Source organism: Mesotoga sp. UBA6090 (genome assembly GCF_002435945.1).
Classification (GTDB): Bacteria; Thermotogota; Thermotogae; order Petrotogales; family Kosmotogaceae; genus Mesotoga.
Window position 1 is genome coordinate 1 of the sequence record NZ_DIXC01000014.1, and the last position, 11,780, is coordinate 11,780.

At 45.8% G+C, this 11,780-nt stretch carries 14 protein-coding genes and 1 tRNA gene; 14 read left to right on the top strand and 1 reads right to left on the bottom strand.

Annotation, left to right across the window (positions count from 1 at the left end):
- The first annotated feature begins 29 nt into the window (after positions 1–29).
- From B3K42_RS02470 to B3K42_RS02535, 14 genes are all read left to right on the top strand, one after another.
- On the top strand, positions 30–395 hold the full coding sequence (locus B3K42_RS02470) for a YbaB/EbfC family nucleoid-associated protein (RefSeq protein WP_292596606.1): 366 nt from the start codon (positions 30–32) through the stop codon (positions 393–395).
- A gap of 12 nt (positions 396–407) precedes the next feature.
- Positions 408–1,403, top strand: coding sequence for a type I glyceraldehyde-3-phosphate dehydrogenase (gene gap / locus B3K42_RS02475; protein ID WP_292596607.1), 996 nt, complete (start codon positions 408–410; stop codon positions 1,401–1,403).
- Between the two features lie 61 nt (positions 1,404–1,464).
- Positions 1,465–3,432 carry a triose-phosphate isomerase gene (gene tpiA, locus B3K42_RS02480; RefSeq protein ID WP_292596609.1) on the top strand — a complete coding sequence of 656 codons (1,968 nt, stop codon included), beginning with the start codon at positions 1,465–1,467 and terminating at the stop codon, positions 3,430–3,432.
- Positions 3,433–3,522: 90 nt separating this feature from the next.
- Complete coding sequence (locus tag B3K42_RS02485; RefSeq protein WP_292596610.1) at positions 3,523–3,759, top strand: hypothetical protein; 237 nt, start codon at positions 3,523–3,525, stop codon at positions 3,757–3,759.
- A gap of 11 nt (positions 3,760–3,770) precedes the next feature.
- Complete coding sequence (locus B3K42_RS02490; protein WP_292596611.1) at positions 3,771–4,052, top strand: cell division protein ZapA; 282 nt, start codon at positions 3,771–3,773, stop codon at positions 4,050–4,052.
- Positions 4,042–4,863 (top strand): glutamate racemase, encoded by an 822-nt coding sequence (murI, locus tag B3K42_RS02495; RefSeq protein WP_414674492.1) that lies wholly within the window; start codon positions 4,042–4,044, stop codon positions 4,861–4,863. The genes B3K42_RS02490 and murI overlap by 11 nt, the downstream gene beginning before the upstream one ends.
- Position 4,864: 1 nt before the next feature.
- On the top strand, positions 4,865–5,827 hold the full coding sequence (locus B3K42_RS02500; RefSeq protein ID WP_292596614.1) for a gluconeogenesis factor YvcK family protein: 963 nt from the start codon (positions 4,865–4,867) through the stop codon (positions 5,825–5,827).
- A complete protein-coding gene (gene whiA / locus B3K42_RS02505) occupies positions 5,824–6,750 on the top strand; it encodes a DNA-binding protein WhiA (protein WP_292596616.1) in 927 nt (308 codons plus the stop codon). The genes B3K42_RS02500 and whiA overlap by 4 nt, the downstream gene beginning before the upstream one ends.
- Positions 6,751–7,212 (top strand): transcriptional regulator NrdR, encoded by a 462-nt coding sequence (gene nrdR / locus B3K42_RS02510; RefSeq protein ID WP_292596618.1) that lies wholly within the window; start codon positions 6,751–6,753, stop codon positions 7,210–7,212.
- 18 nt (positions 7,213–7,230) lie between these two features.
- Entirely contained in the window at positions 7,231–7,704 is a 474-nt protein-coding gene (gene greA / locus B3K42_RS02515) for a transcription elongation factor GreA (RefSeq protein ID WP_292596620.1), read from the top strand.
- Positions 7,705–7,716: 12 nt separating this feature from the next.
- Complete coding sequence (lysS, locus tag B3K42_RS02520) at positions 7,717–9,219, top strand: lysine--tRNA ligase (protein WP_292596621.1); 1,503 nt, start codon at positions 7,717–7,719, stop codon at positions 9,217–9,219.
- Between the two features lie 13 nt (positions 9,220–9,232).
- On the top strand, positions 9,233–9,694 hold the full coding sequence (locus tag B3K42_RS02525; RefSeq protein WP_292596623.1) for a GatB/YqeY domain-containing protein: 462 nt from the start codon (positions 9,233–9,235) through the stop codon (positions 9,692–9,694).
- Entirely contained in the window at positions 9,691–11,061 is a 1,371-nt protein-coding gene (locus B3K42_RS02530) for a GlmL-related ornithine degradation protein (protein ID WP_292596625.1), read from the top strand. The genes B3K42_RS02525 and B3K42_RS02530 overlap by 4 nt, the downstream gene beginning before the upstream one ends.
- A 108-nt stretch (positions 11,062–11,169) precedes the next feature.
- A tRNA-Gly gene (locus tag B3K42_RS02535) sits at positions 11,170–11,245 on the top strand.
- A gap of 1 nt (position 11,246) precedes the next feature.
- On the opposite strand, the gene B3K42_RS02540 is transcribed toward B3K42_RS02535, so the two are convergent.
- Complete coding sequence (locus B3K42_RS02540; protein WP_292596627.1) at positions 11,247–11,756, bottom strand: dihydrofolate reductase family protein; 510 nt, start codon at positions 11,754–11,756, stop codon at positions 11,247–11,249.
- Between the last annotated feature and the right edge of the window lie 24 nt (positions 11,757–11,780).

Below are 11,780 nucleotides of genomic sequence, written 5' to 3' on the forward strand. Positions count from 1 at the left end.
ATAAAGATAGAGCTTGAGGAGGATTAATGATGGCAAAGAAATTCAGGGGCCTGGGTGGTAGAAACTACGGTGGTTCGAAAAAGGGTTCCAATATGGGTGAACTTCTGAAACAAGCCCAGAAGGCACAGGAAGAAATGGAGAATCTTGAAGATACTTTCAAGACAATTGAGGTTGCTGCTTCAGCCGGCGGCGGTGCAATAAATGTTGTTGCGACTTGCGATTATCGTATCAAATCGATCGAAGTCGAGCCGGAGATAAGGGAAGAGGATTTTGAGATTATTCAAGATTTGATAATCGCGGGAATAAATGAGGCATTGGCCGAGGTAACAAAGAGGAGAGACGAGGAAACAGCTCGAATCACAGGAGGACTCAATCTACCGGACAATATACTTTAGGAGGTGTAACAGATGCACAGATTAGCAATCAACGGTTTTGGGAGAATTGGCAGACTTGTTTTTAGAGAGATGGTGAAGCGCGGGGAATTTGAAATCGTTGCAATCAATGATCTGACAGATTCCGCAACTCTTGCTCATCTTCTCAAATATGATTCAGTTCACGGAAGGTTCAAAGGTTCAGTAGAGGCTAAAGAAGGAGCTATTATAGTAAATGGCAAAGAAGTCAAAGTCTTCTCCGAAAAGAATCCTGCGAATCTTCCCTGGAAAGATCTCGGTGTCGAACTGGTAATTGAGGCTACCGGAGTTTTCAGAAATAGAGAGAAAACCATGCCTCATATCGATGCGGGAGCGAAGAAGGTCTTGATCACTGCACCTGCAAAGGGTGAAGTGGATGCCACAATCGTTCTCGGAGTTAACGACGATGTACTTAAACCAGAAATGAAGATCGTATCTAATGCATCCTGTACGACCAACTCGATAGCTCCAATCATCAAGATTCTAAACGACAATTTCAAGATTCAGAAAGGTTACCTTACCACCGTTCACGCATATACAAACGACCAGAGAATTCTGGATCTTCCGCACAGCGATTTGAGGAGGGCCAGAGCTGCTGCCGCCAATACGATCCCCACCTCGACTGGAGCTGCAAAGGCTGTAGGCTTGGTTATCCCAGAGCTCAAGGGCAAGCTGGATGGAATTGCCATGAGAGTTCCTGTGACGGACGGTTCAATAACAGATCTTACGGTGGTCCTGGAGAAAGAAACCACTGCCCAGGAAGTCAATGCCCTTGTAAAGAATGCCGCAGAAACCGGACTCAAGGGAATTGTTGAATATACTGAAGAAGAACTGGTTTCTTCAGACATCGTGGGGACGACCGTTTCCTCGGTATTCGACAGTAATTTGACGGCAGCGATGGGCAACTTGCTGAAAGTCTGCGCCTGGTACGACAACGAATATGGCTATTCTTGCAGGGTAGTCGATCTGGCCAAGATAATGATGGAGATGTGATTCTGAGGATAATTCGACGGGGCCTTCAGGCCCCGTTTTACTGAGAAAAGGAGGATTAAGAATGTCTAAGACCCTAACTCTTAGAGACGTTGATTTGAGTGGAAAAAGGGTACTTGTCAGAGTGGATTTCAATGTGCCTCTGAATAAAGAAACTGGCGAAGTAAGTGACGATACTAGAATTAAGGCCGCTTTACCCACTATCGAATACATAGTAGAAAGAGGCGGGAAAGTAATTCTCGTTTCTCATTTGGGCAGACCCAAAGGAAAGAAAGATCCGAAGTACTCGTTGGAAAGAGTAGCTGAGAGGCTTAGATCACTAATTGGCAAACCAGTCCGATTCGTTCCCGATTGTGTCGGAGAAGCCGTGGAGAGAGCCGTTTCGGAGATGAACGATGGTGACATACTACTTCTGGAAAACGTTAGATTCTACCCCGAAGAAGAGAAGAACGACCCTGACTTCTCAAAAAAGCTCTCTTCGATCGCTGACATTCACGTAAACGACGCTTTTGGTACCGCACACAGGAGTCACGCATCAAACGTTGGCGTGGCACGAAACTTGATCAGCGTACCCGGATTTCTTATGCAGAAAGAAATCGAGATGCTTGGAATGGCAATCGAAAGCCCGGAGCACCCATATGTCGTAATTCTCGGAGGCGCAAAGGTATCCGACAAGATTGGAGTCATAAGCAATCTTCTCGAAAAGGCCGACAGGATTCTTATTGGCGGTGCGATGATGTTTACATTCCTAAAAGCTTTGGGAAAGAGAGTTGGCGACTCTCTAGTTGAAGAAGACAAGATAGATCTTGCTAAAGAGATTTTGAAAAAAGCCGAAAAGAAGAGTGTGGAGTTTGTTCTTCCAGTCGATACGATAATTTCCAGAGAAATTAAGGCCGGTAGTGAATCTAGGGTTGCCAGCCTGGAAGAAGGTGTGCCATCAGGTTGGAAAGGTCTTGATATTGGCCCATCAACAATCGAGCTTTTTGAAGGAAAGCTAAGCGATGCGAAGACCGTTGTTTGGAACGGACCCATGGGAGTCTTCGAAATTGACGATTTTGCGAAGGGTACGGAGTCAATTGCAAAGGCGCTGGCGTCTCTAAAGGACGCAGTCACCATAATTGGGGGAGGCGACAGTGCTGCTGCAATCAACAAGTTCGGACTTGCCGACAAGGTCTCCCATGTGTCTACTGGCGGAGGGGCGTCCCTTGAGATGCTGGAAGGAAAGGATATGCCAGGAATAAAGAGCCTCTCAACTGAGGGCCGTAAAAAAAAACGTAGAATAATGGTCGCGGGGAACTGGAAGATGAACAAATCCCCCGATGAGTCACGAATGTTTGCGGGGTTCCTTGCTTCCTCAATCGGAAATGAGAAAGCCGTAGATGTTGTTGTTTTTCCAGCTACTATATCGGTTCCGGGAGTGGCCGATATCCTGAAAGATACTACAATAAAGTTTGGAGTACAGAATATCTATCCGGCTGACAGCGGGGCCTTCACGGGAGAAATCTCAGTGCCGATGCTCGCGGATCTAGGAGTAGAGTACGTGCTTGTCGGACACTCCGAGCGCAGGCATATCTTCGGCGAAACCAGTGAGATGACCAACGAAAAGATCAAAGCGGTTCTTAAAGGCGGCCTCATCCCCGTCTTCTGTGTGGGAGAAACGCTGGAAGAGCGAGAATCGGGAAGAACAAACGAAGTTCTTGAGGAGCAGATCAGCAAGGGCTTTGCTGGGCTTGATAAGAAGGAAGCAGAAAGAGTAATTATTGCCTACGAACCGGTGTGGGCTATCGGGACTGGAGTTGTGGCCACACCTGAACAGGCCGAAGATACTATGAAATTTGTCAGGGATCTCGTCTCTTCTCTATACGATAATGACCTGTCAGAGAGAATTCGGATCCTGTATGGCGGAAGCATCAAACCCGATAACTTCGAGGCTCTGATTGCTATGGAGAACATTGACGGTGGGTTAGTTGGGGGAGCCAGTCTGCTGGAAAGCTTCGTACAGCTGGTTGCCATCGCCGAGTATCACGCTTGATTACACAGATTTGACGGCCGCCCGTCAGGCGGCTGTTTCGTTTTCTTTCTTAGCCGAGGTGTTATAATCTCAAAATAGGAGGTGTCGTTCTTGGATAGCTATCAGGAGCTTGAACTTGTCATAGACAAGATGGTGGAGGAATTCAACCGCCTTAGAAAAGAAAACGAACAGCTCTGGAAGCAGGTTGAAGCCGCACAGAGAAAGGTGGAAGAGTCTGAGCTCAGAATCCGGGAACTTGAACTCCGTCTCGAAAGTGAATCAAGGACAATCTCCTCACTTATAAAGAGAGTCAGAGGCAGCCTCGTTGAAGACAGCAAGAAAGCATAAGGAGTCGAGCCATGAAGCGATCAGTCTCACTTGAGCTTGGAGAAAAGAAGTATACTTTTATTACGAGTGATCCACAAGAGCTCGTGGATCAAGTCTTTTCTAAGATCACGGAAATGTACGATTCATTAAAAAAGAACGAAGAAGAGATTGGCTATGAAAAAGTGCTCGTGGGGATTTCGGTGAATCTTGCGCACGACCTTGTGAGAAGTCAGAATGAACTGCTAAGGCTTAAAGCAAAATACGAAGAGGTTCTTTCAGAATACTTCCAGGGACGTGACGAGGTTGAGAAATAGGTTAAGGATAGGGATCTTCGATTCGGGAATAGGTGGCCTTACGGTTTTGAAAAGGTTATTGGAGGCTTTCCCTGAAGGAGTGAGTTTTCACTATTTCGCTGATACAGCAAGGGTTCCGTATGGTTCAAAGCCAGTTGAAACACTTCAAAGATACTTAAGAGAGATCTTCAATTTCTTTTCGCAGCTGAATGTCGATGCAATCCTTACTGCTTGCAACACTTCCGATTCCATACTCTCTCAAAGAGAGAAATCAGAACTCAGTGTTCCTTACTTCAGTATAATTGATCCCACAGTGAGGATTCTTGGAGAATCAGCCCCGGGAGAATCGACTGTCGCAGTTATTGCAACCGAAAACACTGTGAAAAGATCGCTTTATTTGAGACGGCTCTTCCGCTATGAGAATCTTACCACTATTGTTCAGAGGGCATGTCCGCTTTTCGTCCCCTTAATAGAAGAGGGTATCTGGGAAGGCGAAATTGTCGATTCCATCGTAAAGTATTATTTGACTGATCTTGCAAGAACTGAACCAGACTTTCTGATACTTGGATGCACTCACTATCCGCTAATCAGAAAATCAATCGAAGCCTTTCTGCCTTCAAAAACTAGAATAGTTGATCCCGCGGAGTATATTGTTAGTGATTTCGCTGATTGGGCAGAAATCTCATCAACCGAACCATCTACGGTCGACTATTACGTAAGTGGAAATATTTGGTTTTTCCAGGAAATTCTGAAGAGGTATCTTCGAAAAGCGGAGAATGTGCGAAGCGTTGATCTAACCTTTACGGGGATAACTCTGAAGGAAAGTATTTAATATGAGCAGAACAGTTCTGATAGGAGGAGGCACAGGTCTCTCAACTTTCGCGAGAGTAATGAAGGATTTTGACTCTTCCCTCACCCTGGTTGTTGCAGTAACCGATGATGGAGGAAGTTCGGGGATTATTAGAGAAGCCATGTTAATGCCTCCGCCGGGAGATGTCAGGAATAACATAATTGCCCTGGCCGATGACGAAGAGCTTCTGACTAAGGTCTTTTCATACAGATTCAAGGCCCCTTCAATGGACGGTCATTCTATTGGAAACATAATAATCGCCGGCCTTACTGAGATGTATGAAAGTTTTCCAGAGGCCGTCGTGGCAGCGTCAAAGATGCTAAACATAAAAGGCAGGGTTTTGCCGGTCGCCGATGATCTCGTTCATCTCGTGGCGGTGCTCGACAACGGATCAATTATAAAAGGAGAGTCAAAGATTTCGTCAGTTGGAAAAAGAGTGAGAAGAATATTTCTTGACAAGCCTGCCAGGGCTCTTCCAGAAGTAATAGATGCAATAGTATCTGCCGAAACGATAATGGTTGGCCCCGGGAGCATTCTCACCAGTGTTGTTCCTAATTTTCTTGTTTCCGGTGTTCGAGAGGCATTCAGAAAATCAAGAGGAAGAAAGATATATATCTGCAATATAATGACTCAGCCCGGTGAGTCCGAAGGTTTCTCTCTAGGCGATCACGTAGAGGTTGTGGAAGATTATTGCGGGGAAGCCTTTGACATGATTTTTTGGACGGAAGTGAGAGGCGTCGAGACTTCGGTTCTAAACAGGTATAAGGAGAGAGGCTCCTCACCGGTCGAGAACGACATGCTTTTCGACAAACGAGTGAAGGTAATCGACGGAGTTACGACAGCGCTAATAGACGACGGAAGAACACGTCTCGTCGTGCGGCACTCCAGGAACAGCATCTTGTCTATTCTTGATGAATTGTGTTTATTGGGAGAGAGCAAGATTTGAGTTATGCCGATAAACTCAAAGAAGAGCTCTGCCATCTTCCCTTAGATGATCCGGCAGAATGTAGGTCTGAGTATCTCGGGTTTGTCAAGTCAAGAGGAACTCTGAGACTGAGAGATAGCACGGCTTTCCTTGTCATCCCTCTTACGTCGATTACAAGTCTGAAAAGGCTGTTTCAGATAGCAAAGAGAATTTCTATCCCGATTTTCGAGACTCAAGTAATCGAAGAAATGCGGCTGGGCCGGAAGAGGGGCGGAGAGCTTAGCTTTCGTTTTGAAGAAGTCGAGGAGTTCCTTCGCAGAAGTGGGATTTCTGTCAGAGACGATTCCATTCCAAAACCGGTAAGAGAAGATCCCGTTTATTTCGGTGCGTTTCTCAGAGGTTTGTATCTGGCTGGCGGGTCAGTCGTTGACCCCTCAAAAGAGTATCATTTAGAGATAACTCTGGATACGACAGAAGCATTCGTAAATTCACTGAGAATCTATATTGCTGAAAATTTCAACATAAAGGTCGGTGTTGTGAAGGTTAGGGAGAAATACAAGGCGTATGTGAAATCGTCACTTGACCTAATAGAGCTACTTTCCCTGATGGGTGGCAAGAGGACTGTAACGAGGCTTTCGAGCGCTGTAGAAGTTAGAAAGATCAGAAGTGATGTGAGCAGAACGCTGAATTTTCTTACGGCTAACGCAAACAAATCAGGGCAGGCTATGGCGAAACACGTGAAGGCAATAAGAATTATCGATAAGAAACTCGGAATTGACAGACTCGACGAGGATCTTCGACAGATCGCCATTCTCCGGATGGAGAACGAAGACCTCAATCTGAGAGAACTTGGCGAAATAATGAATCCGCCAATGAGTAAGTCAGCAGTATATAATAGGTTGAAAAAGCTTATGGCATTAGCCGAAGAGTTGGGAGATATTTAGATGAAATGTCCTTTTTGTGGTGGAGATTCTACAAGGGTTCTGGATTCTAGACCGACCGATGAATCCACTTCCATTCGAAGAAGAAGGGAGTGCGAGAAGTGTGGCGCAAGATTCACTACCTATGAGAGGTATGAGAGACTTCCCTTCTTAGTGGTAAAAAAAGACGGCAGGAGGGAGAAATTCAGCAGGGAGAAACTTCTGAATGGACTGCTCAAAGCCTGTGAGAAGAGGCCAATATCTGTTGATACGGTCAATGCTATCGTTGATTCTGTAGAAAACGGGATTGTGAAGGCGGGGAAGCACGAAGTAATCTCAAGTGAAATCGGCGAGATGATAATGACTGAACTCAAGTCTCTGGACAGAGTTGCGTACGTTAGATTTGCATCTGTTTACAAAGAATTCAGGGACATAGACCATTTCATGGATATAATTGAGGAACTCAGGAACGACAGAGATCGTTAGAATGGAGGGATCCAGGTCGTGAAGAAAAAAGTCATTTACCTTACACAAGAAGGCTTCGACCGAATGAAAGAGGAGCTCGAGAGTCTTAGAAAGAAACTCATGTACGAAATTGCTGAAAGGATCAAGGAAGCCAGAGAGCTTGGCGATCTAAGTGAAAATAGTGAATACGATGAAGCAAAGAATGAACAGGGCAGAATCGATAGCAGAATAAAGCAGCTGGAAGAGATACTCAACAACGCTGAAATAATTGAGGACGACGGTGATCTGAGCACGGTCAAATTGGGATATGTCGTTGAACTTCAGAACGTTGAGACAGGTGAGAAATCGCAGTTCAGAATCGTCAACGCTCAGGAAGCCAACATTTTTGAGGGAAAAATCAGTTCCGATTCTCCTATTGGACGGGGAATTCTGACGCGCAAAGTGGATGAATTGGTAAGGGTAAAAACCCCTGCGGGTTGGGCGAAGTACAAAATTCTTACCATCGGCAAGTGATGGGGGTATTTTATGAGTGAAGAAGCAAGAAAACAGAGAATTGAAGAGATAAATCAGATGCGCAGCGAGGGAATCGAGCCGTACCCGTACCGTTTTGAGAAAACTCACTGGGCCGGCCAGATTAAGGAGGATTTCTCCGGCTTAAAGGATTCCGAGACGAGAGAAGACGTAACTGTAAGAACTGCTGGAAGAGTGGTTGCGATGAGAAACCACGGAAAATCCACTTTCTTTGTTCTCAGGGACAATACCGACCGGATTCAGGCATATATTAGGCTTGATGGGGTAGGGGCGGAGAGCTTCGAGGTCTTCAAGAAATATGTAAACATAGGCGACTTCCTGGGGGTCACTGGATTCCCTTTCAAGACACACACCGGAGAGATATCGATCTTTGTAAAGCATTTCGAGATACTCTCGAAGGCAATAAGGATGATGCCCGAAAAGTGGCATGGAGTGAAGGATAAGGAGATAATCTACAGACAGAGATACGTAGAGATGCTTTCGAGTGACGAGGCCCTTGAGAGGTTTCGGATTCGCTCTGAGTTGTTTCGACTGGTCAGAGAGTTTCTTCAGTCCAGGGATTTTGTCGAAGTGGATACGCCTATGCTCCACTACTTGACTGGAGGGGCATCGGCAAAGCCTTTTAAGACTCACATAAACGTTTTTGAGTCTGACATGTATCTTAGAATTGCCGAAGAGCTGTTCCTCAAGAGGTATCTCGTTGGTGGATTTGAGAGGATATTTGAAATCGGAAAGAACTTCCGTAATGAAGGAGTCTCCTACAAACATCATCCTGAGTTCACTATGATGGAGCTATACTGGGCATACGCAGATTATAACGATATAATGGATATCACTGAAGAGATGATCAACTACGTGGTGCGCGGAATAGCAGGCTCCGAGATTATCACTTACCAGGGAAAAGAGATCGATTTTTCGAGGCCTTGGCGTAGAGTTAAGATGGCTAGCTTCATAGAAGAGAATCTTGGAGTCGACATCTTGGAAGACTCGAATGATGAACTGATTGGCGTTCTGAAGAAGCACAATGCTGAACCTGATATCAAGGAAAGAGGACACTTGATCGAGAAATTGTGGGATCTTGTGGAGCACAACCTTGTGAACCCCACTTTTGTTACCGAGCATCCAGTAATAATCTCTCCATTGTCGAAAATTCACCGAGAAGATCCGAGAGTTACAGAGAGGTTCGAGCTGATAATAAGCTCTATGGAGATGGCAAACGCTTTCAGTGAGTTGAACGATCCGATTGAACAGTATGATCGTTTCCTTCATCAAGCGGGTTTGAGGGACATCGGAGATGAAGAGGCTCAGATGATGGATCAGGATTTCATCAGGGCTCTTGAATATGGGATGCCCCCCACGGGTGGAATAGGAGTTGGTTGGGACAGAATAATCATGCTTGTGACAGATGCACCTTCTATAAGGGATATTATTCCCTTTCCGCTCGTAAGACCCATCTCTTTTGATGAAGAAGAGGCTTTGAGCAATAGCGAGGAATAGTAGAGGTGATTTGATGACGCTTTATGAGCAGATTCAACAGGAAATGAAGGAAGCGATGAAGTCCCGAGATTCTCTTAAAACGAATACTTTGAGGAGTGTAATCGCTTCCGTAAAAAACTACCTTGTATCTTCAGAAGAGGCCAGAGCTCGAGAGGTCAACGATGAGCTTTTGATTGATCTTATTGCAAAGGAAGCGAAGAAACGAGAAGAATCAATTGAAGCCTACAAGAAGGCGGGGAGAGACGATCTGGTTTCCAGTGAATCCAAGGAGCTTGAGATACTGAGTAGCTACCTTCCAGAAGAACTCTCGGCTGACGAAATAAGGACGATTGCCCTGCAGACGATTGACGATTTGAAGGCCAACAATCCTTCCGATCTTGGAAAAGTCATGAGAGAGTTGATGGTCAGAGTAAAGGGAAGAGCTGACGGAAAGCTCGTCAACAAAATTGTCAGGGAGCTTCTTGAGAGTAGATGAGGGTTGAGTTCCTGACTGCAGAAATCGGGAGCACCACTACGGTGCTCTCTGCTTTTTCTTGTGATGCATCGGGAACAATGAAGTTCATTGGGCAGGGTGAATCTTACACAACCATAGATGAGAATGATGTCACTGTCGGTATCGAGAAAGCCATGAAAGCATTGAAAAAAACCCTTGGAACAGAGGCGCTTGAATGGGATGTTTTGGTTGCGTCATCAAGCGCGGCCGGGGGACTGAGAATGACGGTTCACGGTCTCGTTTACGATATGACTGTGAGAGCCGCAAGGGAAGCGGCCCTTGGAGCGGGTGGCGTTATAAAGTTAGTGACGGCCGGCAAGTTAGCCCAAAGAGATTTGAAAAGAATCGAGGAAGCCACTCCAAAGTTGATACTTCTTGCAGGTGGAGTTGATTATGGTGAAAGGGAGACAGTCATTCATAACGCGGAGATCCTCAAGAATGTAGATCCCGACATTCCTATAGTCTACGCGGGAAATATTGAGGCAGCGGACGAAGTTTATGAAATGATCTCGGGGAACGGAAGAGATGTTCACGTAGTGAAAAATGTGTATCCAAGAATCGATGAGCTCAATGTCGAACCGACGAGGGAGATTATCAGAGAGGTCTTTTCAAAAAACATAGTGAAGGGTCCCGGAATGGAGAAGATTTACTCGGTAGCTGATAAGCCGGTTATCCCTACACCAGCCGCAGTTATGCTCGCAGCTGAACTCTTTTCCGAGGTTCAAGGTGATGTGCTCGCAGTTGATATCGGGGGCGCGACTACGGACGTCGATTCAGTTACGGATGGAGATCCCGAGATAGCGTCTATGCTGGTATCTCCGGAACCCAAATCAAAGAGGACCGTCGAAGGAGATCTCGGAATCTATGTTAATGCCCGTCACGTTATCGAGCATATTGGGAGATGCGAGCTGGAAAGAGAGTTTCCCAATCTGGAGAACATTGTTGAAAATCTGACGCCTTATCCAAAGGATTCATTCGACGAGGCCTTCTCTGTAAGACTTGCCAGATACTGTTTCGAGGCTTCCTTAAGAAGGCATGCTGGAAGCATCAAGCAGTTTTATGGGCCCACCGGGAGAATTGAAGTTGCATATGGAAAGGATCTCACGGCTGTCAGATCGGTAGTTGGTACTGGAGGAATTCTGAGCAGATCGAGATTCTCCTGGAAAATCATGGAAGGTATTAGAACTCTTTCCGAAAGACACGAAAAGGAATTGCTGCCGAAAGCCAGTGTAAAGCTTTACAGAGACAAGAACTACATTTTCGGTGCGATCGGCCTAATATCGACCGTTGATTTTTCTTCTGCAAAGGATCTTCTTAAGAGCTCTTTTGAAGAACTCGGAGATTCCTAAACCACACAAATCTGGTTTTTCGCGCAACGTAATGCATCATAATTAAATCTACTCAAGAGAGAGCGCAATTGACAAGCGTTTCCTTCGGGTGATAGAATCTCCATGAATGCGGGTGTAGCTCAGTTGGTAGAGCATCAGCTTCCCAAGCTGAGGGTCGCGGGTTCGAGTCCCGTCGCCCGCTCCATTCATATAACATCGTAGATCAGAAGACCCGCTTGGCCCAGTTCACGAAACTCCTTGAACTTCAGTTGCACTTCGCACTCCAGTTTTTCTCCCAGGCCCCTGATCCCCTTTCTGATAATGGGTTCGAAAGTTATATGGAGTTCATTTACCAAACCCTTATTGGCAAACTGGTCAAATGTGTCTGCTCCACCAATGAGGCAGACTTCTTCATAACCTCTGTTCTCAAGTTCTTCGAGGATTTCCTCCGGAGTCGATGACGTGAAAACCACGTTTTTGGAGCCTTCAAAATTGTCTGGAGTTCTGGTCAGCACGATGTTCAGTCTTCCGGGAAGCGCCTTTCCAATAGCATCATAAGTCTTTCTGCCCATAATAACTACCCCGATCTTTGAAGTCAGGTATTTGAAGTAACTCTTGTCTTCCTTTGATGTCCACTCAGTTCTGTCTTCTTTTGAGAGCGATATTTTGCCGTTGACCGTACTCGCAAATACAGCGATAACCTTCAGTTCTCGCACCTCCCCCTACATTGTCCTTAAACT